Raw genomic sequence first — 22,376 nt, forward strand, 5'->3', positions numbered from 1 at the left:
GGGGACTTCCATAAAACGCTTGACTCGTTGTTGACATCACCGACAGAACGGCGCAACATACTTCACAAGTGAGCGCGGTAAAGCGCTTTGATAGATCAGTGCCGGCCACGCCGCGCGTGGCGCCGTAAACACCTCGTGGCAGGCCGCCTCCGCCTGCCCTCCTCCCCGATCCGCAGCTCCGACCCTTCGTTCACGCCGTGGCCGACCCCCGAACCCCCACACGTGGTGCACAAGGAGTAGCTCATATGGAGACAGCGCAGAAGCGCCGGAGAAAGGCGCCCAAAGTGGCTGTCGCGGCAGTGGCCCTGTTCCCGCTCAGCCTCACCGCGTGCGGCGGAACGGCGGCTTCCGGCCCGAAATCACCGAACACGCTGACGATCCAGGATTACTACGACGACGCCTTCGACCCCATCTACGACGCGTGCGCGAAGAGCACCGGCGTGCGGGTCGAGATCAACCACGTGCCCGGCCCCGGCCTGATCCCCAAGGTCCTCCAGCAGAGCTCCTCCCGCACCCTGCCCGACGTGCTCATGCTGGACAATCCCGACGTGCAGCAGATCGCCGAGTCCGGCGCGCTCTCACCGCTCGGCGACTACGGCCTGCACGGTGAGGGCATGGGCCCGGCCGTGGTCAAGGCGGGCACCTACGACGGCACCCTGTACGGGCTCGCCCCCGCCGTGAACACGCTGAGCATCTTCTACAACAAGGAGCTGTTCCGGGCCGCCGGCATCACCGCCCCGCCCAGGACGTGGGACGAACTGCGCGCGGCGGCGAAACGGCTGACCACCGGCGACCGCTACGGCTTCGCGATGAGCAACATCAACACCTACGAGGGCTCCTGGCAGTTCCTGCCGTTCATGTGGGGCAACGGCGGCACCGAGCAGGACATCACCACCCCCGAGACCGTGCAGGCGCTGCAGTTCCTCGTCGATCTGCAGGCGGACGGCTCGATCTCCAGGAGCTCCATCATCTGGAGCCAGGACGACGTGATCGACCAGTTCCTGGCCGGCAAGGCCGCGATGGTGGTCAACGGCCCGTGGCAGATCCCCACGCTCCAGGAAGACAAGAGCATCGACTGGGGGACGTTCGCCATCCCCACCCGGCTGGCCACGCAGCCCACCGTCGCCCCGCTCGGCGGTGAGCTGTTCACGGTGCCGCGCACGGGCGACCGGGCGCGGATGTCCCGGGCCGGGCAGTACGTGAAGTGCCTCGTCTCACCGGAACGCCAGCTCCAGACGGCGCAGGTCAGGCAGACCGTCCCGGCGGACCCGGACGTGGCCGAGCGGGCGGGCCGGGCCAATCCGGCGATGGCCACGTTCGTCACGACCATGCGGACCGCGCGCTCGCGTACCGCGATCCTCGGGCCCGACTGGCCGAAGGCGGCGACGAAGATCTACAACGCCGTGCAGATCGCGCTGACCGGCAAGGCCGCGCCGGCGCGGGCGCTGCGGCAGGCGCAGGGCGAATAGCCGCGCGCCGAAGACCGTCCGGCGGGACCGGTGCCGGCCCGTGCCCCCCGCAGCCGACCGACCCAGACCTCGCAAAGGAGTGGCCAGGTGACCTCGGCCGACCTCAGCCTTCCCGCCACGGCGGGCGACCAGCGCGCGACCGCCCTCAGGCAGCTGCTCCGCCGCGCCACCCCGTGGCTGTTCTCCCTGCCCGCCGTCGTCTTCGTGGCGATGTTCTTCGGCTATCCGATCGTCCAGAACGTCGTCATGAGCTTCCAGGAGTACACGACCTCGACGTTCTACAGCGGCCAGGCCCCCTGGGTCGGGCCGGCCAACTACGTGACGATCCTGTCGAGCTACCTGTTCACCACGACCATGGTGAACACGGCGCTGTTCACGATCGGATCGATCACCTTCCAGTTCGTGATCGGGCTCGCGCTGGCGCTGTTCTTCCGGCGCAACTTCCCGCTGAACGGGTTCCTGCGCTCGATGCTGCTGCTGCCCTGGCTCATCCCGCTGATCGCCTCCAGCGCGGTCTGGAAGTGGCTGCTCGACCAGGAGAGCGGCGCGCTCAACCAGTTCCTCGGCCTGTTCGGCGGGCCGGCCGTGCCCTGGCTGGTCGACCCGACGCTCGCGCTGATCGGCGTGATCGGGGTCAACATCTGGCTGGGCATCCCGTTCAACGTGGCCATCCTCTACAGCGGCCTGCAGGCGGTGCCGAAGGAGCTGTACGAGGCGGGCTCGCTGGACGGCGCGGTCGGCTGGCGGGCGTTCCGGCACATCACCTGGCCGAACCTGCGCTCCGTGGTCACCGTCGTCCTGGTGCTCGGCGTCGTCTACACGCTCAAGGTCGTCGACATCATCCTCGGCCTGACCGGCGGCGGCCCGGCCAACTCCACCCAGACGCTGGCCACGAACGCGTACAACAAGTCGTTCGTCGAGTTCAACTTCGGCGAGGGCGCGGCGATCAGCAACATCCTCATCGTCGTCTCGCTCGTCTTCGCCCTGGTCTACCTCTTCATCTCGCGCCGGGAGCCCACCGCGTGAGCCCCGCGACGAGCCGCTGATCGGAAGCCGAACCATGAACCACCCATCGACCGCGCGCCGGCTGCCCATGACGGTGCTGGGCGTCTTCTTCCTCGCCGTGATGATCTTCCCCGTCTACTGGATGGTCAACAGCAGCCTCCAGGCCGGCTCGGGGGCCGCGACCAGTGACTTCTTCCCCGTCCACGCGACCTTCGAGGGTTATGCGACGGCGCTCACCGAGCAGGGCGGCAACTTCGTCACGAGCCTGCTCATCGCCCTCGGCACCGTCGCGCTGACGCTGGTCATCGCCACGCCCGCGGCCTACGGCCTGGCCCGCTTCCGCACCCGCGGCGGCACCGCCTTCCTGCTGGTGCTGCTGATCACCCAGATGATCCCGGCGATGGTCATCGCCAACGCGCTCTATCCCCTGTTCAACTCGCTCTTCCTGATCAACAACATCTTCGGTCTCATCCTGGCCAACACCGCCGCGGGCATCCCGTTCGCGATCCTGCTCATCCGCGCGTTCATGGGCTCCATCCCCCAGGCGCTGGTGGAGGCGGCGCTGGTGGACGGCGCGGGCAACCTGCGGGCGTTCGTCTCGATCATCGTGCCGATCAGCAGGAACGCGATCGTCACCGCGGCCCTGTTCACCTTCCTGTCGGCGTGGAGCGACTTCCTCTTCGCGCTCACGCTGACCAGCACGCCCGAGGTCCGGCCCATCACCCTCGGCATCTACGACTACATCAGCGCGAACTCGCAGGACTGGGCCACGGTGATGGCCACCGCGGTGCTCGCCTCCATCCCGGCCGGCCTGCTGCTGATCTTCGCCCAGCGCTACATCGCGGCGGGAGCCGTCAGCGGCGCCGTCAAGTAATCATCGAAGAAGGGACTGTCATGGGAGCCATTCACGTCACGGTCTGGGGTGAGAACCGGCACGAGCAGGTCGAGCCGAAGGTCGCCGAGATCTACCCGGACGGCATGCACCACGCCATCCGGCGCGGCATCGAGGCCCGTCTGGGCGAGCGGGCCACCGTGGGCACCGCCACGCTCGACGATCCCGAGCACGGACTGACCGAGGAGGTGCTGGCCGGCACCGACGTGCTCACCTGGTGGGGACACGCCGCGCACGGCGAGGTGTCCGACGAGGTGGTGGAGCGGGTGCACCGGCACGTGCTGTCCGGCATGGGGCTGCTGGTGCTGCACTCGGGCCACTGGTCGAAGATCTTCACCAAGCTCATGGGCACCACCTGCACGCTGCGCTGGCGCAGCGAGAACGATCGCGAGCTGGTCTGGACGGTCGCCCCCGGCCATCCCATCGCCCGCGGCGTCCCCCACCCCATCGAGATCCCCGCCCAGGAGATGTACGGCGAGCAGTTCGACATCCCGGCGCCCGACGAGCTCGTCTTCATCAGCTCCTTCACCGGCGGCGAGGTGTTCCGCAGCGGCTGCACCTTCAGGCGCGGCAACGGCAAGATCTTCTACTTCAGCCCCGGCGACCAGGACTACCCGGTCTACCACCATCCGGACGTGCTCCAGGTCATCGCGAACGGCGTCGAGTGGGCGGCCGGCGACCGGTCCAGGCGTGAGCTGCCGACACTCCTGCGCTACGACAGCGGCGACTTCTTCACCGGGCACGGCTACCGCGGCGCCATGAAGAACAAGGAGGCCGGGTGAGCACGGTCCGGATCGTGCAGGTCGGGGCGGGCTCGATGGGGATGGCCTGGCTGCGTACGCTGACCGCCTCCCCTGACGTCGAGGTGGCCGGCGTCGTGGACCTCGACGTGGCGCGGGCGGCGGAGGCCGTGCGCTCGGTCGGCGGCGCGGCCGAGGTGAGCGCCTCGCTCGGCGACCTGCTGGCGGCGACCCGGCCGGACGCCGTCGTGAACGTCACCGTTCCCGAGGCGCACACCGAGGTCAGCGTCGAGGCGCTGTTCGCCGGCGTGCCCGTCCTGTGCGAGAAGCCGGCCGCGCCGACGCTGGCCGAGGCGCTCGTCCAGGCCGCGGCCGCGCAGGCGTCCGGGCGGCTGCTGATGATCAGCCAGTCGCGCCGTTACTACGCCGCCCTGGCCGCCTACCGGGAGCGGATCGCCGCGCTCGGGCCGCCCGGCCTGCTCACCACCGGCTTCTACCGGGCCCCGAGGTTCGGTGGCTTCCGCGCCGAGATGCCGCAGCCGCTGCTCGTGGACATGGCCATCCACGCCTTCGACGCGGCCCGCTACCTGCTCGGCACGGAGCCGGTCTCGGTCGTGTGCGAGAGCTGGAACCCCTCGTGGAGCTGGTACCGCGGGGACGCCGCCGCGACGGCGACGTTCCGCTTCGACGGCGGCGCCCGCTACGTCTACAGCGGCAGCTGGTGCGCGGACGGGCTGGAGACGTCGTGGAACGGCGAGTGGCGGGCGGCCGGCGCCGGCGGGAGCGCGACGTGGGACGGCGAGGCCCGGGTCACCTCCAGCGTGGACGGGGTCACCGACGTGCCGCCCGGCGCCAGTGAGCAGATCGCCGGGGCGCTGGCGGAGTTCGTCACGGCGCTGCGGACCGGGGCGGAGCCGTCCGGGGCCATCGCCCGCAACCTCGGCAGCCTGGCGATGGTCGCGGCGGCGGTCCGCTCGGCCGAGTCGGGCGGGGTCCGGGTGGAGCTCGCCGACCTGCTGGAACGCGCGTACCGCGACGCGCTGGCCCTGCCCGTCCGGCCGGAGATCCGCGAGCGGCTGGCGTCCTGGGGGACGGCCGCGCCCGCGCGCACGCCCGCCGGGACGGGCTGAGAGCCCCCGCCCGTGCCCGCCGTCCGTCACCCGCCGGAACGGGAGACGGGCGGCGGGCGGCGGGCGGCGGTCACGCGGGTGCGGCGGTCACTCGGGTGCGGCGGTCAGCGGGTGCGGCGGTCGGGCAGCATGTCGTCGTCGGGCAGGCTCGCCGCCTCCGGCAGCCGCCGCGCCTGCGGCACCTCAGCCCAGCGCAGCAGCGTGTCGGTCGCCGCCTGCCGGTCCGCCTCGCTCAGCCGCGCGATGCTCGCCCCGTGGTTGGAGCCGGGCGCGACGTAGAGGTAGGAGTCACGCCGGCTCGGGGTGAACCGTTCCGCGCTCCAGGGGTCGTTCTGCCCGTAGACGAAGAGCATGCGCTCCGACCGCGTCCGCACCCAGTGGTCCACGTCGAGCATCGGGCGCGGATCGTGCCGGGAGCGCAGCTCGGCGGGCAGCACCGAGTTGGGCTGGTAGAGGCCGCGGTGGCGGGTCAGCCCGCGCAGGTGCGCGAACTCCAGGTCGGGCCAGCCGAGCTGGGTGGCCGCCTGGTAGTAGTACGGCCAGTAGTACTCCAGGCCCTGGTCGGTGTAGAAGCCGAAGAAGGTGACCGCGTCGATCCAGGCGTACAGCTCCTCGTCCGTGGCGCTCGCGGGCGGCACGGCGGCGCAGTCCGCCTCGGACATGTACTGCCAGAACGCCCACGCCGTGTCGAGGATCGTCATCTCGAACCCGCGGTCGGCGCTGCCGAGCGTCCTCGTGAACGTGTAGCCGTTGCGCGCCGCGTCGGCCTCCAGCAGCGCCACCATGCGGCCGCGGCGCTTGAGCGCCTCCCGCTGCACGGTCCGCAGCGCGGCGCGGCAGGCGGGGGTGCCGACACGGTCGAAGAAGCGGTCGTAGGTCTGGTCCGCCTGGTTCACCGGGTCGTCGGGCGCGACGTAGGCCACCACGCCGTCCACGTCGCCGGGGTAGAAGCGGCGGTGGTAGACCGACGTCATGCCGCCCTTGCTCGCTCCGGTCTGGAGCCACTTGCCCGAGTAGACGGTCTTGAGCGCCTGGACGATGCGGTGCTCGTCGGTCGCCTCCTGCCAGATCGTCAGGTCGTCCCAGTCGGCGGGCGAGGGGCGCGAGGGGGTGAAGAAGCGGTGCTCGACGGAGACCTGGTTGCCGTCCACCAGCCGGGTCGGCTCGGTACGGGAGGCCGTGGGGGCGGCGGGCAGCCCGTACCCGCCGGTGTAGAGGACGACGGGCGCCTCGGCCGAGCGGTGCAGCAGGGTGAGCCGCTGCTGGAAGGTCCCCTTGCGGGGGTGGCGGTGGTCGGCCGGCTGGGTGAAGGTCAGGACGAAGAACCGGTAGCCGGCCGGCTGGGTCTCCGAGACCACGGTGAGTCCGGGGATGGCCTTGAGCCTGTCCAGCAGGTCGTCCTGCGCCGCGGCAGGAGGAGCGTTGAGCGTGAGGGCCGTCACGACGGCCAACGCGGCCGCCAGCGCGGCCAGGAACCGGGATCGCACGGTATGTCGCTCCTTGAGGGGAGGAGGACCAGTATCGCCCGACCGTATACCGATCATCCCCCGCCCGAACAGCCTCCCGCCGTGCCCGCCACCCCGCCGCTACGTCGCGTTCAGCGCGGGGACGCTGACTCGTGCTGAGCGGGGCGACCAGGTCAGCTCAAGGTGGCGCGTTCGCAGGACGGGATGCCGTTCAGGTGGACGGTCGCCGTGTCGCCGCCGGGCAGCGTCAGGACGACCAGGTCGTCCCCCTCGACGCGCACGCCGGGCGACGCCGGCGGGGCCCCGGCCAGCCAGACGAGGCTGACGTAGACGGCGGTGCCGCCGGGGTGGTCGCCGATCGCGTACGGGGTGGCCGAGCAGCGGCCGAAGGCGTTGGCCCCCTCGGCCGTGACGATCCCCGTGCCCGCGTACCCGTGCAGCGGCCGTACCCCGCTGCCGAGGCCGTCCGGCCGCCTGACCTCCCCTTCCTTCAGGTCGAGCGGCACCGGGGCGGCCAGGGCGTGACCGCCGTCGCGCACCTGACGCCCCTCGGGAGCGGTGACCCGGTGGATCCTGATCTCGGCCGCGCCGTCCACGACCGAGGCCGTCACCACCCGGACGGGACCGTCCTGGTAGGCGGAGGCGGCGAAGCGGTCGGCGACGGCCAGGGGCTCGATCCGCCGCCTGAGCGAGGCGGCGCCGTCGGAGGCGAGAACGGCCAGGTGGTTGTCCACGGCTCCCGTCTCGGGTCCCGAGTGGCTGGTGTAGGCGAACTTGAGGTAGTGCGGGTCGGGGATGTCCTGGTCCTGGACGCGGTCGCGGTCGCTGCCGTGGTTGATCAGCCGGACCACGCCGTCGTCGCGGGTGGCGTGCAGCAGCCAGCCGGGCGCGGGCATGGCGAGCGTCTGGTCGGCCAGGTCGACGGGCGCGGCCTGCTCGGGCGCCGTCCAGACGGGGTGCTCGGGTGGCAGCAGCAGACCGAGGAACGCCTTGCTCGCCCAGTACGGCGACGCCGGCCCCGAGTACGACTGCGTGACCGGCTCGAAGGCGTCGTACCAGCCGAGGGTGAGCAGGCCGCGCTCGTCGGGCGCGCCGTGCTCGGCGAAGTGGCGCAGCGCGCCGCTGGCGATGCGCCGGGTGCGGCCGGGCGGCAGCGGCGTGGCGCCGGTCAGCGCGCCCAGCCAGAACGGGACGACCGTGGCGAACCGGTACGTCAGCGACCGCCCCTGGTGCACAGGACCGCCGTCGGCCGCGAAGAAGTGCTGGTACTGGCCCAGGAAGCGGTGCAGCCGGGCGGCGTAGAGCTCCTGGCGGGCGGTGTCGCCGGCCATCCTGGCCCACAGCGACGGGTAGAGGTGCATCGCCCAGCCGCAGTAGTAGTCGAAGTTCTTGCCCTGGCCGTCGGAGTACCAGCCGTCGCCGGCGTACCAGTCCTCGATGCGCTCCAGGCCGCCCTGGATCTCGGCGGGTTCGTACGGCCCGCCTGCCTCGGCCAGGAACTGCTCGACGACCACCCGGAACAGCACCCAGTTGTTGTCCGGGGTGCGCCGCCCGATGAACCCGGCCAGCCAGGCCACCACCCGCTCCCGCTCGGCCGGGGCCAGCCGGTCGAACAGCCACGGGCGGGTCTCGTGCAGGGCGAGCGCGATCGAGGCCGCCTCGACGAGCTGCTGCGACATGTCGGTCAGCGGCGGCCAGGCGTGCGGGTGAGCGGGGTCGGTGCCGGCCACCAGGCCGCTCGCGTACCGCTCGATCAGCGCGGGCGGCACCCGGCCGCCCGCACCGGCGATCCTGAAGGCGGCGAGCAGGAACGTGCGGGCGAACCCCTCCAGGCCGTCGCTGACCGGCCCCGACCTGCTCGCCCGGCCCGGCAGACGGAACTGGGCGAAGCCGTCCGTCGCGTACGGGAGCACGGAGTCGAGCAGGTGGTCGGCCATGGCCTCCCAGTGCGCCCGGGTCCAGCCGGTATGACCGGACAGGTGGTCGTCGGACGGCGGGCGGCGAAAAGACATAAAGCGGAGGATACTACGCCGGTAAGCGCTTACCGATCGCGGTGCCGCGCGATGAGACGGCTTCGCCGGCCAGTCCCACCGCGCCCGTCCTCCCCGAGGCTCAGCCGCCGCGGCAGGCGCTGCGGATCTGGTAGAACCACGACAGGTACTGGGAGTGCACGTCACGGCCGCTGATCCGGAGCAGGGAGTCGTCGGCGTTCTCCAGCGTGGTGAAGTTCGCGCTGCCGGTGTAGACGCGGGGCGTGATGCCGCCGTCGTACGCGCCGTCGATCATCATCAGCTTCGTGTGCGGCACCACGGAACGATTCCCGACAGTGAACCGGCACGGCCTGACCTGCAGATACTTGCCGTTCGACGCCTTGCGGGCGAGCAGTCCCCTGATGTGGTGGGTGACGTTCCGCTTCGCGGGGTCGTCGTAGTAGACGATGTCGATCCAGCAGTTCTCGCCGCGCAGCCGGATCAGCTCGTCGGCGATCTCCTTCCTGGCGGCGTTCCAGGCCGTCAGGGCCAGGCGGACGTCCGTCTGCCGCTGCACGCCTTCGGCGTCCTTGTAGCCGCACTTGACCAGCTTGAGCACGTTGACGATCGGGTCGCCCGCCGAGCTGAGCCGGGGGAAGAAGTGCCCCTTGTACGTGGAGCCGGTGGGGGTCGTCCAGAAGTAGTCGGGGTTGACCGGCTTGAGGCGGCCGGCGCGCAGGTCCTTGAAGTAGCGGACGTAGCCGTCGTAGACCGTGGCGTCGGAGAGGGTGAACCCGTCGTTGTAGGAGTTGTACAGGTACCAGTTGGACAGGTTCGACGAGCTCTGGAAGACGACCTTGTCGTAGGTGGCGCCGCCGGCGACGACGCGGGAGAAGGTGGCGAACTTGTCGTGCAGGTAGTTGCGGGCGATGCAGCCGCGGTCGAGGTCCTGGCTCGGGTACTCGCAGCGCACCGCCCACGACGCGGCCGTCTCCGCGGTGCCGAGCGCGGCGCTGAGCTGCCCGAAGACGGCGTCGTTGCCGCCGTCGTCCTGGCTGTCCATGATCACCTGGACGCCGGCGCCCCGCTCGTGCGCGGCGATCAGGGACGCGGCCACCTCGCTCGACCGGTCGCCGGGGGCGAACTCGTGCATCGCGAACCGGATCTCGCCGCCCGCGGGGACGGCCTTGATGAGCCTGATGAGCTGGTCCATGACGGCCGACTGCGCGGCGCTCGGGCTGCCGGCCACGCCCGAGTCGGCCGTCGGGTCGTTGAACACCGGCGCGTTCATCACCGGCGGCCCGCTCACGTCGGCCGCCGCCCCCGTGACCGGCGCGGCGGTGAAGGCTAAGGCCAGGAGACAGGCCAGGACGGTGGTTCGCTTCATTCGCATGAGGGCTCCTGTACGAGATCGCGGACGCCTGGACGCACCACCGCATGATCCCGCCTCCGGGCGGCACGCGGCCGGCGATCCGCATGATGCGCCCGATGCCGTTGAGCCCTCGTTGAGCATCCGTTGAGCCCGCCCGCCGCGCCAAGAGCCCCGAGCCGACCGCGCCGGGCGCGCCGGGCGCGCCGTCAGCGCAGCGTGCGGTTCAGTTCGCGCAGCGCGCGGGCGGCGGGCGTGCCCGGGTCTCCCGTGATGAAGACGACCTGCTGATCGTCGTCGGGAACCACGAGAATGTCGCAGTTCACCCGCAGCGTGCCGCCGCCCGGATGCGGCACCGTCTTGGTCCGGTGGCCCGGCGCGTGCACCGGGTCGCTCTCCCAGAGCTCGACGAACTCCGCGCTGCCCGCCCGCAGCTCGCGCAGCAGCCCGGCCAGCGCCGCGTCCCGCGGATACCGCTCGGCGGCCCGGCGCAGGCGGGAGACCACGACGCGGCCGAACTCCTCCCTGCCGGAGCTCTCGGGCAGCGGGCCGGTGCCCAGGAAGCGGCGGCGGGCCAGGTTCGGCTCGGTCTCGAAGTCGCCGCCCAGCAGGATGCGGGCGAGCGGGTTCGAGGCGATGACGTCGTAGCTCGCGTCGGTGACGATGGCGCCCGCGTCGGGGATGCGGTCGAGCAGCCCGGACACGTCGGGGCGGACCCGGCGTACCGGGCCGGGCGGCGGCGCGGGCGGCGCTCCGGCGAGCTGGAACAGGTGGGTGCGCTCGGCGCGGTCGAGCCGCAGCGCGCCGGTGAGCGCGTCGAGGACGCGCGGCGACGGGCGGGGCCCGCGCGCCTGTTCGAGCCGGGCGTAGTAGTCGACCGACATGTTCGCCAGCTCGGCCACCTCTTCCCTGCGCAGCCCCGGTGTCCTGCGCCGCCGGTCGGCGGGCAGCCCCACGTCGGCGGGACGCAGGCCCTCCCTCCGCGCCCGCAGGAAACGGGCCAGCTCCCGCTTGGCCACGTGCCTCTCCCTTCACTTCCAGGGATCGGTAGTCCCTGGTTGGGCCCCTGCCGCCGATGGCATCGTCGAAGCTATGAACGACTTCGTGGCACCGCAGGATTCCACCGCGCTGGTCACCGGCGCCAACAAGGGGATCGGCAAGGAGATAGCCCGGCAGCTCGCGGACGCGGGTTTCACCGTCCACGTCGGCTCGCGCGATCTAGACCGGGGTGAGCAGGCGGCCAAGGAGATCGGCGGCGACGCCCGGCCGCTGGTCATCGACGTCACCGACGAGGAGAGCATCGCCGCGGCGGCGCGGGCGGTGGGCAGCCTGGACGTCCTGGTGAACAACGCCGGGATCATGGCCGACGACGCGAAGGCGCCCGAGGCTTCGATGGACGGCTTCCGCCGTACGTACGAGACGAACGTCTTCGGCGTGCTCGCCGTCACGAACGCCTTCCTGCCCGCGCTGCGCCGCTCCCCCAGGCCCAGGATCGTGAACATCTCCAGCGGCACCGGCTCGCTGACCCAGAGCGCGGACCCGGCGCACCCGTTCGCGGTCTCCGTCGGCTCGGCCGCCGCCTACCGCTCGTCCAAGGCGGCGCTGAACGCCCTGACGCTCTACTACGCGCAGGCGCTCGACGCCGAGGGGTTCAAGGTGAACGCGCTCGCCCCCGGGCTGCGCAAGACGGATCTCACCGCGCGGGCCGCCTCCGGCGGCGACCCGGCCGAGGCCGCGGAGGCGGCCGTGCGGCTGGCCCTGCTCCCCGACGACGGCCCCACCGGCGCGTTCGTCTCCTGGGACGGGAGCACCGTGCCCTGGTAGCGGCCGAGGGGGCCCGAGCGCTCCCGGCCGGCGGGAGAATTGGCTGACCATCCGGAAGGGCGCCTCGCGCTGGGGCCGCTCTCGTGAGACGGAGTGAGTGCCATGCCCCCCGCACCCACGCGGTTGCTCGCCCTGCTGGCCGCGGCGACGGTGCTGGCGGGCTGCGCGGTCCCCGGCGGCGCGGCCTCGGCCCCGGCCGACCCGTCTCTCGACCTCGCCACCACGACCCTGCTCACGAGCTTCGACACCGAAGACGCGACCGTCGCCACGCTGCCGTACTTCCAGGCGGTCTACGACACTTTGATCAGGCGGGAGCCGGACGGCACGCTCAGCCCCATGCTCGCCACCGGATGGGCCTACGACGCCGAAAGGACCGCGCTGACGCTCACCCTGCGCACCGGCGTGCGGTTCGACGACGGCACTCCTTTCGACGCGAGCGCGGTCAAGGCGAACCTGGATCACCTGCGGCGGGGCGACGGCGCCGCGGCTGCCGTGCTGGCCGGGGTCGAGGCGGTCGAGGTGGTGGACGCCAGGCGGGTGAGGCTGGTCCTGCCGGAGCCCGATCCGGGGCTGCTCCCCTCGCTCAGCGGCCCGGCCGGCCTGGTGGCCGCCCCTTCCGGGCTGCCCGGCGAGGGGCTGCGGATCGACCCGAGCGGCACCGGCCCGTACGAGCTGGACCGGGCCAGGACGGTGGCCGGCTACACGTGGGTGTTCACCAGGGCGGCGGACTACTGGGGCGCGCGGCTCCCCTACGACACGATCACGTTCGGCTACCTCCCCGACGAGAGCGCGATCGTGAACGGCCTGACGGCCGGCCGGTTCGACGCCGCCCTGCTCCGCGACCCGGCCCAGCAGGCGGCGGTCAGGAACGACCCCAGGTTCAGCACCGTCGAGCAGGTCGCCGACCTCCAGGGCCTGCTGCTGTTCGACCGCGCGGGCACGGTGACGCCCGAGCTGAAGGATCCCCGGGTGCGCCGGGCGCTCAACTACGCCGTCGACCGCCCGACCCTGCTGAGCAAGCTCAGGCAGGGCCGCGGCCAGGTCACCGGCCAGGTCTTCGGGCCGCGCACGGCCGGCTACCGGCCCGAGCTCGACACCTACTACGCGCTCAACCGGGCCAGGGCGCGCGAGCTGCTGGCCGAGGCCGGGCTGGCGAACGGGTTCACGCTCAGGCTGCCGCGCGACCCGGCGGTCGTGAGCCCCACGCTGGCCGCTCTGCTCCGGGCCGATCTGGGCGCGGTCGGCGTGGAGGTGGTGTGGGAGCCGCTCGACCACGGCTCGGCCCTGCGGCGGATCCTGCTGGAGCAGGCGTATCCGGGGCTGGTCATGAATCTGCGTCAGTCGGCCGACGACTGGGCCGTGCTGCGCGACCTGGTGCTGCCGGGGACGCTCAACCCGTCCGGCTACACCGACGCCACGGTCGGCCGGCTGCTGCCGAAGCTCAAGGACAGGCCGGCCGAGGCCGATCTCGAAGCGCTCAACCGGCACCTGGTGGAGGACGGCTGGTTCGTGCCCTTCTTCCGGATGACGTACCTGCACGTGTCCGACGGCACGGTGACGATCAGCCCGCAGGACGGCATGGCGACGCCGTCCCTCTACGGCTACGCGCCCGCCCGGTGACGGGCCGGGTCAGCTGAACCCGTTGGGGCACAACCAGCCGCGGATGGTCGCGGGGGCGCTCCTGAGCAGGGACGGCTGGTCGGTCAGCGAGCAGAAGTTGCTGCCGTACTCGCCGCCGGTGAAGCCGCCGGCGTTCCGGGTCGCGACCAGTTGCACGCCGCCGACGCTCGGCGACTCGATCCTGGCGGCCACCCACTTGCCCGAGCACTTGCTGCCGGTGACGCGGGCGTCGGCGGGCAGGCTGCCCTGGTTCATCCGCTTCAGGTAGCTCAGCACCGCGGACGCGCTCGCGCACGGGATGGAGGGCCGTTTGGTCCGGCGCGGGGTCGGGGTCTCGCTCTCGGTCTCCTCGGGAGTCTTCTCCGGGCTCTTGGTGCTCTTCTCGGGGGTCGGCTCGGCGGTGTCGTCGGGCGTCCGCTCCGGGGTGACGTCCGGCTCGGGGGTGTCGGACGGCGTCTCGCCGGAGCTCCGCCCGGCGGCTTCGGCGGTTGCGGGGGACCCGTCCGGGGACACCAGCGCGCCCAGCACTCCGGACGAGCTCACCGCGATCACCACGCCGGCCACCACGACCGCCGTGACGGCCGCCGCCGCCGGCCAGAGCGGCACCGTCATCCGCTTCCCGCCCCCGGCCGGGTCGGCCGTGCCCGCCCTGATCGCGGCCGTCCTGGCGAGGAGTTCGTGCGCGGCGGGCCGGGCCGCGCGGTCCTTGGCCAGGGCGGCGCGCACCAGGGCGCGCAGCGGCGCGGGCACCCCGGACACGTCGGGGTCGGTGCTCATGACGCGGTAGGCGAGCACCTCGGGCGGCCCGGTGCCGAACGGCGGCTGCCCCGTCGCGGCGTACGTCATCAGCGCGCCCCACGCGAAGACGTCGGCGGCGGCGTCTGCCTGCTCGCCCCGGTACTGCTCGGGGCTGATCCACCCCGGCGTGCCGATCAGGCCGCCGGTGCCGGTGAGCCCGCTCTCGTCGAGGGCCCGCGCGATGCCGAAGTCGAGCACCTTCGCGCCGGACGCGGACAGGATCACGTTGCCCGGCTTCAGGTCGCGGTGCACGACGCCGGCCCGGTGGATGTCGGTCAGCGCCTCGGCGATGTCCACGCCGAAGTCGATCAGCCGCTCGTACGCCAGCGGGCCGCCGCCGCGTACGTGGGCGTTCAGGGTCGGGCCGGGGACGTACTCGGTGGCCAGCCACGGCGGCATCGCGGCGGTGTCGGCGGCGAGCACCGAGACCGTGCACCGGCCCCGTACCCGGGACAGCATGTCCACCTCGCGCACGAAGCGGGCGTGGAAGTCGGGGTCGGCGGCCAGCCCGGGATGGATGACCTTGACCGCGACCCTGGCGCCGTCGGGCGCGGTGCCCGCGTAGACCACGCCCATGCCGCCGGCGCCCATCCGGCCCGCGATCCGGTAGGGGCCGATGACCTCGCGCTCGTCCTCCGTGAGGGGGCCGAAGCCGCCCGGGTCGCTCATCGAGGCTCCCGATCGCCGGATCACCGAACAGGGCGATCTTACTGATCAACGCGGGCCGGCCGACGGTCCGGCAGCTCATCGAGGCCCGGATCCCGCTGGAGGTCGAGATCGATCAAGAGCGCCGTGCACGGGCCCGAGGACATCTCCCCCGTCGGCTCCCCCGTCGGCATGGCCGCCGCGATCCACCGGGCGAGGAGCCGGGGCTCGGGGTGGAGCTCGATGAACGGCTGGCGGCGGCTCATCCGTACGAGCAGGCGTACCTGCCGGTCAACCGGCTGCTGGACGGCACGGTGCACGACTGGTAGCCGTGCTCAGAAGTACTGGCCGATGTGGAACTCGCGCACCACGAGCGGCAGCGCGGCCCGGCTGAGCACCTTGACCTTCCGCAGGCCGCTCGGCTTGTGGATGCTCACCTTGACGCACTTCATCCGCACCTCGTGATCCCCCGGGGGTGCGTAGCGGGAGATGATCACGGCCCGCCTGCCGAAGCCCCGGCTCGTCAAGCCCACGCCGACCTCGCGGTAGCGGCGCCACGAGCCCTTCAGCATGAACGCGGTGGAGCCGAGGATCGCGTGGTTCGCCTCGGCAGGGCAGTGCAGCAGCACCCTGAGGACGTCGTTCTGGTGCGGCGCCTCGGGCGAGATGCGGAACGACGTGAGCTTGCGCCACTTCGGCTGGTCGTCGTCGGAGTCGTCGGAGGCGGCGGCGGCCGGCGAGGCGGTCAGGGAGACGACAGCCAGCGGGGCGGCCAGGGCGAGCGCCGCCGTCGCCCTCGTGATGGACCGCATGCGCCCCCTCGCAGGTGGTGATCAGACTGCTGCCCATTGTGACGAACGTGACCCCGCCCCGACCGGTGCCACGCCGGACGCCGCCTCGTCAGCCCTTGTCTCGCTTCTGGAGCGTACGGCGTACCGCATCCTCGGACCGGCCGATCACCGCCGAACCGTCGTCGGCGGTGATGATCGGGCGCTGGATCAGGATCGGATCCTTCGCCAGCGCCGCGATCCACCGGTCCCGGTGGGCGGCGTCGCGCGGCCAGGCGTCCACGCCCAGCTCGGCCGCCCGCGCCTCACCGGTCCTGGTGATGTCCCACGGTTCGAGGCCGAGCCGGGCCAGGACCTCGCGCAGCTCCGCCTCGTCCGGCGGGTCCTCCAGGTAGTGCCGCACGGTGTAGTCGGCGGCCTCGGCGTCCAGGACGGACAGGGCGGAGCGGCACTTCGAGCACGCGGGATTGATCCAGATCTCCATGGCTCACGACCGTACCGGCCGGCCTCAGCCGAGGACGGTGAGCAGGACGAGCACGAGCGTGACGACGGCCAGCACTCCGTGCCCGATCACGACCGCGACCGGGAAGTGCCGCTCGGCCGGCGCGACGGCTCCGGCGGCGGCTCCGGGCGCGGTCCCTGGGGCGGTGGTCTGGAAGGCGTCGGTCGCGGGCGCGGACGTCTCAGGAGCTGCGGTCCCGGGGGCTGCGGCGCGGTGGACCGGGATCCAGCGGGCCAGCATGACGAAGCCCAGCAGGGCCACCGGCACCAGCAGGACCAGCGCCGTCCAGCCGAGGGCGGCCGAGCCGGTCGCCAGGTAGAGGATCCAGGCGACCAGTCCCGCGGCGGCGAGCAGCAGATGCCCGAAGACCACGGGCGAGGGCAGCCGGGTGGGGGCGCCCTCGTCGCGGCGCAGGCCGCCCCGGGAGATCCAGATGCCCAGCATGGCGAAGCCGCCGAGCGCGGTGACGATCCAGGTGATGAGTGCGGCGATGTCCATGATCCTCCTTCGCGGATCAGGTGCTGATCAGGTGTGGAAACCTTCGGCCTGCGTCTTCTCGTCGGCGACGCGGACGCCGTACCGGTAGGCGAGCTTGCCTCCCAGGTAGCCCGAGACCGCCAGGGCGGCCAGGCTGACGGCCGCCAGGGCCACCTGCCCGGCGGGGACCGGCTCGGCCGTGACGCCACCGGAGGCGCGCCAGGCCCAGGCCAGGCCGTACGCGGCGGTGACCGTCAGGTTGAGGCACATGTGCACGATCCCCGTGCGGTACGCGGCGGTCCCCCGCTCGATGCCGAGGAAGTCGAGGAACCCGAACAGAGCCGCCCCCAGCGCTCCGATCACGCCCGTCGCGATCAGCCAGAGCGAGCCCCTGACCAGGAAAGCGGGGTCGGGCACGACGTACGAGGCGAGGTCGAAGACCAGGCTGGTCACCCAGGCGCCGATGGGCACGGTGACCAGGATCGGATGGAACGGATGCCCGTACGGGCCGGCGAGAGCGGTCGCCGGGCGCTTGGCGCGATGCAGTGGACTGATCACGGCCCACCTCCTATTTGCCAACAAGTTTTAGCTTTATTCGATCGAAGGTCTATGGCCGCACAGTTAGAGGAGACTATCCTCATCATTTGACCCATCGACATGGGTGTTATCCTCACCTCATGAGCTCAGCGCTGGAAGCCGTCGCGGTGCTCGGCGACGATCTGCGGCGCCGCCTCTACGACCACGTCCGCCGCTCGCCCGCCCCCGTGACCCGCGACGAGGCCGCCCGCGACGCGGGCATCTCGCGCAAGCTCGCCGCCTTCCACCTGGACAAGCTGGTCGCCGTCGGCCTGCTCTCCGTCTCCTACGCCCGTCCGGCCGGCCTGCGCCGCGCAGGCCGTACGCCCAAGGTGTACGCGCCGGCCGAGACGAGCCTGCAGATCAGCATCCCGCCGCGCGAGCACGGCCTGCTGGCCGGCATCCTGCTGCGGGCCGTACGCCACCAGGCCCCCGGCGAGAGCGGCACCGACGCGGCGCTGCGCTCGGCCGCCTCCCACGGGCGGTCACTGGGCGCGGCCGACCGCGACCGGCTCAGGCCTGGGCGGCTCGGCCCCGAGCGGGCCCTCACCTACGTCGCCGACCTGCTCGAACGCCACGGCTTCGAGCCCGCCCGCGACGCCCCCACGCGGATGAGCCTGCGCAACTGCCCGTTCCACCCGATGGCGGCCGACGACCCCGACCTCGTCTGCGCCATCAACCACGCCTTCGTCTCGGGCCTCCTCGACGGCCTCGGCGCCACCACCCTCGACGCCACCCTCGCGCCGAGACCCGGCAACTGCTGCGTCACCCTCGCCACCCGGCCCCCATCCCCCTGACCGGAACACCGCCCGTCCGACCAGGACACCGTTCACCCGAACAGGACCCGCCCGCCGGATCGGACCACCCGCCTGATCAGAAGACCGTCCAGCCGATCAGGACTTCGCCGGCCCGGCCCGGAAACCGATCGCTTGACCTTGACACCGGCGTCAATGTCTACCCTTGGCGTCCGTCCCTGCCTCGACGAACGGACTCCCATGACCTCCGACCACGGCACTCCCGGCGGCGCCTCCCTCGACATGCCGCCCGACTCCGTCCGCGACACCCTCCTCGATCACGACCAGAGCTTCTTCGACGCCCTGGTGAGCGGCGACGCCGGCCGGCTCAAGGAGCTGCTGGCGGACGACTTCCTCCTCGTGGGCGTCGAGGACGGGGCCGTCGCCGACAAGGAGACGGTGATCGGCCTGGTCGCGTCCGGGTCCCTGGAGTTCCCCCGGATCGAGTCGTTCCCCGGCGAGGCGGTCGTGCGGGTGGTCGGGGACGTGGGGATCGTCGTCGGACGTACCGGGATGAACTTCACCAACCCCGACGGCACCCCGTTCAGCGCCGCGAGCCGCTACACCCACGTGTACGCCGCCTCCTCTTCCCCCGGCCTCTGGCACCTCGTTTCCGCGCAGGGCACCACGATCAAGGGATGAGGGTCTGGACGGCGGCGGGCCGGGATCGAGTACGGGCTCATCGCCTGACCGCCCCACCGGGACTTGCCCACCCGATCAGCCGGGCGAACCACCCGTAACGGTCACCCGAAGCCGTCCTGACGTGGTCGGCCTAAGCCTCATAATGAGGGAGCGGCCGACCGTGGCAGGAGAGGAGAACGGGTGAGCCATCCTGCGCCGACCGAGACCGCCGAGCCGGTCGTCGGGCGCCGTGAGCGTAAGAAACAGGCCACGCGGGCCGCGCTGCGCGAGGCCGCGCTGCGGCTGTCGGTGCGGCACGGCGTCGAGAACGTCACGGTCGAGCAGATCGCCTACGAGGCCGACATCGCGCTGCGCACCTTCTTCAACTACTTCTCCAGCAAGGAGGAGGCGGTGGTGGCCTCGCTGTCGTCCGGGGCGGAGGTGCTCATCGCCGAGTTCCGGGCCCGGCCGCTCACCGAATCGGTGCTCCAGGCGTTCCGCGAGGCGGTGCTCACCGTCATGAACCGCAGCGACGCGGCCGGTCGCGACTACCTCGCGGCGATGCGGCTGGTCAGGAAGGCGCCGTCGCTGGTGCCGCAGAAGCTGGCCGTGCTCGCCGCCCAGGAACAGGCCCTCGCCACCGCGATCGCCGACCGCCTCGGCCTCCCCCCTCCTGGCCAGGGTCCGGGGGACGGCCCGATCTATCCGGCGGTGTGCGCGGCGGCGGTGCTGTCGGCGCTTCGTGTCGTCCTGGATCAGTGGCTGCTGCCGGGACCCGGCCCAGAGCTGACACCGTCCATGGCCGTACTGGGCAAGCAGATCGACCAGGCCATCGCCGAACTGGCCACCGGCCTCGACCGCCACCGCTGACCTCCACCCCGAACCCGACCCTCTGACCTCCACCCCCAACCCGACCCTCTGACCCCCGCCTTGAACCCGGCCGTCTGACCCCCGGCCCGATCAGGACGGCTGGCCCATCAGCGGTCGGCCAGGTTCTTCACCCAGGCGGACACGCTTCCCATGAGCACGTCGAGCTCCCGGCGCAGCTCCGTGTTCTCCTCGCGCAGCCCGGTGTTCTCCGCGCGGATCTCGGCGTTCTCGTCCCGTACGGTCGCGCACTCGCCGCGCAGCTCCAGGTTCACCCGGCGCAGTTCGGCGTTCTCCCTGCGCAGCCAGCGCAGCTCGGCCAGCTCGTCCGCCGTCGGCCGGTCCTGCGGCAGGTACGCGGGCGACAGGTCCGGACGACCAGCCCCCTCAGGGGCTACTCGCTCCTCGCGCGACCGGAACGCGTCCCCCCAAGGCCCGAGCTCCTCGTGCACGATCGGCATGGGCTGCGCCACCCGCCCGAACGGCTGAGTCGCCTCGCCGGACGAACGCCGCCCCGGCTCCCCATCCGCCACCCGCACGTCGCCGGCAGAAGCCCGATACGAGAACCCGCCACCGGTCCCCGCACCCGTACCGGTACTCGCACCCGCACCCGCGTCGGCACCCGCACCGGCACCGGACTCTGCACCGGCATCGGCAATCGCATCGGCATTCGCACCCGCACCGGCGTAAGACCCGGCGGCCGAGCGCGGGCCACTGGCCAAGTGCGCACCGCCGGCTGAGTGCGGGCCGTCGGCCGGGTGCGGACCGGTGGCAGGGAGCGGGCCGACGGCAGAGTACGGGCCGGTGACCGAGTGCGGCCCCGTGACCGAGTGCGGCCCGGTGACCGAGTGCGGCCCGCTGGCCGAGTGCAGGCCGTTGGCAGGGCGCTGGCCAGCGGCCGAGTGTGGGCCGACAGCCGAGTGCGGGCTGGTGACGGGGCGGGGATTGGCGGTCTGAGGGCCTGCGCCCGCCTGGGCGGCGGCAGCCTGAGTTCCGGCCCAATTCTGAGCGCCGACGAGAGCTTGGAGGCCCGCGGCGGCCTGCGCGGCGGCGACCCGCGGATCAGCGCCAGCTTGAGCGCCGCCACCGAGTGCCTGTGGTACAGCGTCAGACTGGGCGGCTCTTGACGGCAGCGAGTCGGCGGTCGAAGCCCCGGCACCTGGTTGCGGCCCGGCGACCGGCCCCACCGCAGCTCCAGCGCCCAGTCCAGCAGCGGGCCCGGCGGCAAACCCATCGGCGGATCCGGCGACCGGCCCCGCCACAGCTCCAGCGATCGGCCCAGCGGCCAGCCCGGCTGCAGGTCCGGTGGCCAGTTCGGCGGCGGGAGGTTGTGGGGTGGTGGGGCGGGGGTTGGGGAGGGTCAGGGTGACAAGGGAGGCTGCGAGGGCGACGCCGCAGCCGATCAGCAGTGCCGTGCGGAAGCCGCCCTCCGACGGCAGGCTGTGCCCGCCGAGCGTCGTGCTCATCTGGGCCAGGACGACCCCCACCACGGCGGCGGAGACCGAGGTGCCGATGGAGCGCATGAGCGTGTTGAAGCTGTTGGCGGAGGCGGTCTCGGTCTGCGGTACGGCGCCCATGATGAGCGCCGGCATGGCGCCGTAGGCGAGCCCGACGCCGATGTTGGCCACGCAGCTGGCGATCATCAGCCCCCAGGCCCAGTCCATGAGCCCCAGCGAGGCCCCGTACCCGGCCGCGATGACCAGCGCGCCGACGAACAGGCTGATCTTGGGCCCCCGGGCGGCCGACAGGCGGGCGCCGAGCGAGGAGACGGCCATCATCATCAGCCCGGCGGGAGCCAGCCACAGCCCGGCCGCCAGCATCGACTGGCCGAGACCGTACCCGGTGGCCACGGGGAGTTGCAGGATCTGCATGACGACCAGCGACTGCGCGTACATCGCGAAGCCGACCAGGATGGAGGCCAGGTTGGTGAAGAGCACCTGCGGCCGGGCGGTCACCCGCAGGTCCACCAGCGGGTCCCGGACGCGCAGCTCGAACAGCCCCCACAGCAGCAGGACGACCACGGCGGCGCCGAGGAGCCCCAGGGTGGTGCCGCTGGTCCAGCCCCAGTCGGCGCCCTTGGACACGCCGAGCAGCAGGCAGACGAGCGCCGTGCCGAGCCCGACGGCTCCGACGACGTCGAGGCGGCCCCTGGCGGTGGCGGGCGTGGCCGGCACGAGGGTCCAGATCAGTACGGCGACCAGCACGCTGAGCGCGGCCGAGCCCCAGAACAGCATCCGCCAGTCCGCGTACTCGGCGACGGCGGCGGAGATGGGCAGGCCGAGCGCGCCGCCGATGCCCATCGAGGAGCTCATCAGCGCGATGGCGGGGCCGATCCGCTGGGGCGGCAGCAGGTCGCGCAGCGCGCTCACGCCGAGCGGGATCATGCCCACGCCCAGCCCCTGCATGCCGCGACCGACGATCATGGGGATCAGCGAGCCGGACAACGCGCACACGACGGAGCCGGCCATGAGGGGGATCGAGCAGACGAGCATCATGCGGCGCTTGCCGTACAGGTCGCCGAGTTTGCCGACGACGGGGGTGGCGACCGCGCCCACCAGCAGCGTCGCGGTGAGCACCCAGGAGGTGTCGGCGGCGCTCGCGTTCAGCAGCCGGGGCAGCTCGCCGACCAGGGGCACCACCAGGGTCTGCATGAGCGCACCCACGATGCCGGCCACCGCGAGCACGCTGACGATCCCGCCGCCGGAACGCACGGCAGGCGCAGAGTGCACCATTCATCCCCCTCTTACCTGTTTATGCCGAATGCACCATACACACGCTATGCTCCATGCACAACTTGTGCATGATGCACATCACAGGCCAGCG

20 protein-coding genes are annotated in these 22,376 nt (G+C 72.2%); 10 read left to right on the forward strand and 10 right to left on the reverse strand.

The window, feature by feature from the left end; all coding sequences use genetic code 11:
* Positions 1–284: 284 nt before the first annotated feature.
* The 5 genes from B0I32_RS13555 (at position 285) to B0I32_RS13575 (ending at position 5,236) form a co-directional block, all read left to right on the forward strand.
* Positions 285–1,469 carry a sugar ABC transporter substrate-binding protein gene (locus B0I32_RS13555; protein ID WP_219911776.1) on the forward strand — a complete coding sequence of 395 codons (1,185 nt, stop codon included), beginning with the start codon at positions 285–287 and terminating at the stop codon, positions 1,467–1,469.
* A gap of 87 nt (positions 1,470–1,556) precedes the next feature.
* A complete protein-coding gene (locus tag B0I32_RS13560) occupies positions 1,557–2,495 on the forward strand; it encodes a carbohydrate ABC transporter permease (protein ID WP_245955811.1) in 939 nt (312 codons plus the stop codon).
* Between the two features lie 34 nt (positions 2,496–2,529).
* Positions 2,530–3,348 (forward strand): carbohydrate ABC transporter permease, encoded by an 819-nt coding sequence (locus B0I32_RS13565; RefSeq protein ID WP_106238605.1) that lies wholly within the window; start codon positions 2,530–2,532, stop codon positions 3,346–3,348.
* 20 nt (positions 3,349–3,368) lie between these two features.
* Entirely contained in the window at positions 3,369–4,148 is a 780-nt protein-coding gene (locus tag B0I32_RS13570) for a ThuA domain-containing protein (protein ID WP_106238607.1), read from the forward strand.
* Positions 4,145–5,236 carry a Gfo/Idh/MocA family protein gene (locus B0I32_RS13575; protein WP_219911777.1) on the forward strand — a complete coding sequence of 364 codons (1,092 nt, stop codon included), beginning with the start codon at positions 4,145–4,147 and terminating at the stop codon, positions 5,234–5,236. The genes B0I32_RS13570 and B0I32_RS13575 overlap by 4 nt, the downstream gene beginning before the upstream one ends.
* Before the next feature lie 104 nt (positions 5,237–5,340).
* On the opposite strand, the gene B0I32_RS13580 is transcribed toward B0I32_RS13575, so the two are convergent.
* The 4 genes from B0I32_RS13580 to B0I32_RS13595 form a co-directional block, all read right to left on the reverse strand.
* Positions 5,341–6,723 (reverse strand): S28 family serine protease, encoded by a 1,383-nt coding sequence (locus B0I32_RS13580; protein ID WP_245955812.1) that lies wholly within the window; start codon positions 6,721–6,723, stop codon positions 5,341–5,343.
* A gap of 152 nt (positions 6,724–6,875) precedes the next feature.
* Entirely contained in the window at positions 6,876–8,714 is a 1,839-nt protein-coding gene (locus B0I32_RS13585; RefSeq protein ID WP_106238611.1) for a DUF2264 domain-containing protein, read from the reverse strand.
* 100 nt (positions 8,715–8,814) lie between these two features.
* The gene (locus B0I32_RS13590) at positions 8,815–10,065 is read right to left on the reverse strand and encodes a phospholipase D-like domain-containing protein (RefSeq protein ID WP_181307348.1); all 1,251 of its coding nucleotides are present in this window, start codon (positions 10,063–10,065) and stop codon (positions 8,815–8,817) included.
* A gap of 185 nt (positions 10,066–10,250) precedes the next feature.
* On the reverse strand, positions 10,251–11,060 hold the full coding sequence (locus B0I32_RS13595; protein ID WP_106238615.1) for a helix-turn-helix transcriptional regulator: 810 nt from the start codon (positions 11,058–11,060) through the stop codon (positions 10,251–10,253).
* A gap of 73 nt (positions 11,061–11,133) precedes the next feature.
* On the opposite strand from B0I32_RS13595, the gene B0I32_RS13600 reads away from it, so the two are divergent.
* Positions 11,134–11,865, forward strand: a complete 732-nt coding sequence (locus B0I32_RS13600) for an SDR family oxidoreductase (RefSeq protein WP_106238617.1) — start codon at positions 11,134–11,136, stop codon at positions 11,863–11,865.
* Between the two features lie 102 nt (positions 11,866–11,967).
* On the forward strand, positions 11,968–13,485 hold the full coding sequence (locus B0I32_RS13605) for an ABC transporter substrate-binding protein (RefSeq protein WP_106238618.1): 1,518 nt from the start codon (positions 11,968–11,970) through the stop codon (positions 13,483–13,485).
* 9 nt (positions 13,486–13,494) lie between these two features.
* Here the strand turns inward: B0I32_RS13605 and B0I32_RS58795 are convergent, their stop codons facing one another.
* The 5 genes from B0I32_RS58795 to B0I32_RS13635 form a co-directional block, all read right to left on the reverse strand.
* Complete coding sequence (locus B0I32_RS58795; protein ID WP_219911778.1) at positions 13,495–14,952, reverse strand: serine/threonine-protein kinase; 1,458 nt, start codon at positions 14,950–14,952, stop codon at positions 13,495–13,497.
* Positions 14,953–15,263: 311 nt separating this feature from the next.
* Entirely contained in the window at positions 15,264–15,740 is a 477-nt protein-coding gene (locus B0I32_RS13620; protein ID WP_106238619.1) for a hypothetical protein, read from the reverse strand.
* Between the two features lie 88 nt (positions 15,741–15,828).
* Complete coding sequence (locus B0I32_RS13625; RefSeq protein ID WP_106238621.1) at positions 15,829–16,200, reverse strand: arsenate reductase family protein; 372 nt, start codon at positions 16,198–16,200, stop codon at positions 15,829–15,831.
* A gap of 24 nt (positions 16,201–16,224) precedes the next feature.
* Positions 16,225–16,716, reverse strand: a complete 492-nt coding sequence (locus B0I32_RS13630) for a hypothetical protein (RefSeq protein ID WP_106238622.1) — start codon at positions 16,714–16,716, stop codon at positions 16,225–16,227.
* Positions 16,717–16,743: 27 nt separating this feature from the next.
* A complete protein-coding gene (locus B0I32_RS13635; RefSeq protein WP_219911779.1) occupies positions 16,744–17,253 on the reverse strand; it encodes a DUF2231 domain-containing protein in 510 nt (169 codons plus the stop codon).
* A 119-nt stretch (positions 17,254–17,372) separates the two neighbouring features.
* On the opposite strand from B0I32_RS13635, the gene B0I32_RS13640 reads away from it, so the two are divergent.
* From B0I32_RS13640 to B0I32_RS13650, 3 genes are all read left to right on the forward strand, one after another.
* Positions 17,373–18,068, forward strand: a complete 696-nt coding sequence (locus tag B0I32_RS13640) for a helix-turn-helix transcriptional regulator (protein ID WP_106238624.1) — start codon at positions 17,373–17,375, stop codon at positions 18,066–18,068.
* A gap of 198 nt (positions 18,069–18,266) precedes the next feature.
* Positions 18,267–18,707, forward strand: coding sequence for a nuclear transport factor 2 family protein (locus B0I32_RS13645; protein WP_181307349.1), 441 nt, complete (start codon positions 18,267–18,269; stop codon positions 18,705–18,707).
* Positions 18,708–18,887: 180 nt separating this feature from the next.
* Positions 18,888–19,556 (forward strand): TetR/AcrR family transcriptional regulator, encoded by a 669-nt coding sequence (locus tag B0I32_RS13650; protein ID WP_106238627.1) that lies wholly within the window; start codon positions 18,888–18,890, stop codon positions 19,554–19,556.
* Positions 19,557–19,663: 107 nt separating this feature from the next.
* On the opposite strand, the gene B0I32_RS61390 is transcribed toward B0I32_RS13650, so the two are convergent.
* Positions 19,664–22,285 carry an MFS transporter gene (locus tag B0I32_RS61390; RefSeq protein WP_342751734.1) on the reverse strand — a complete coding sequence of 874 codons (2,622 nt, stop codon included), beginning with the start codon at positions 22,283–22,285 and terminating at the stop codon, positions 19,664–19,666.
* Positions 22,286–22,376: the final 91 nt, after the last annotated feature.

Origin of the sequence: Nonomuraea fuscirosea (assembly GCF_003001935.1) — a bacterium.
Taxonomy (GTDB): Bacteria; Actinomycetota; Actinomycetes; order Streptosporangiales; family Streptosporangiaceae; genus Nonomuraea; species Nonomuraea fuscirosea.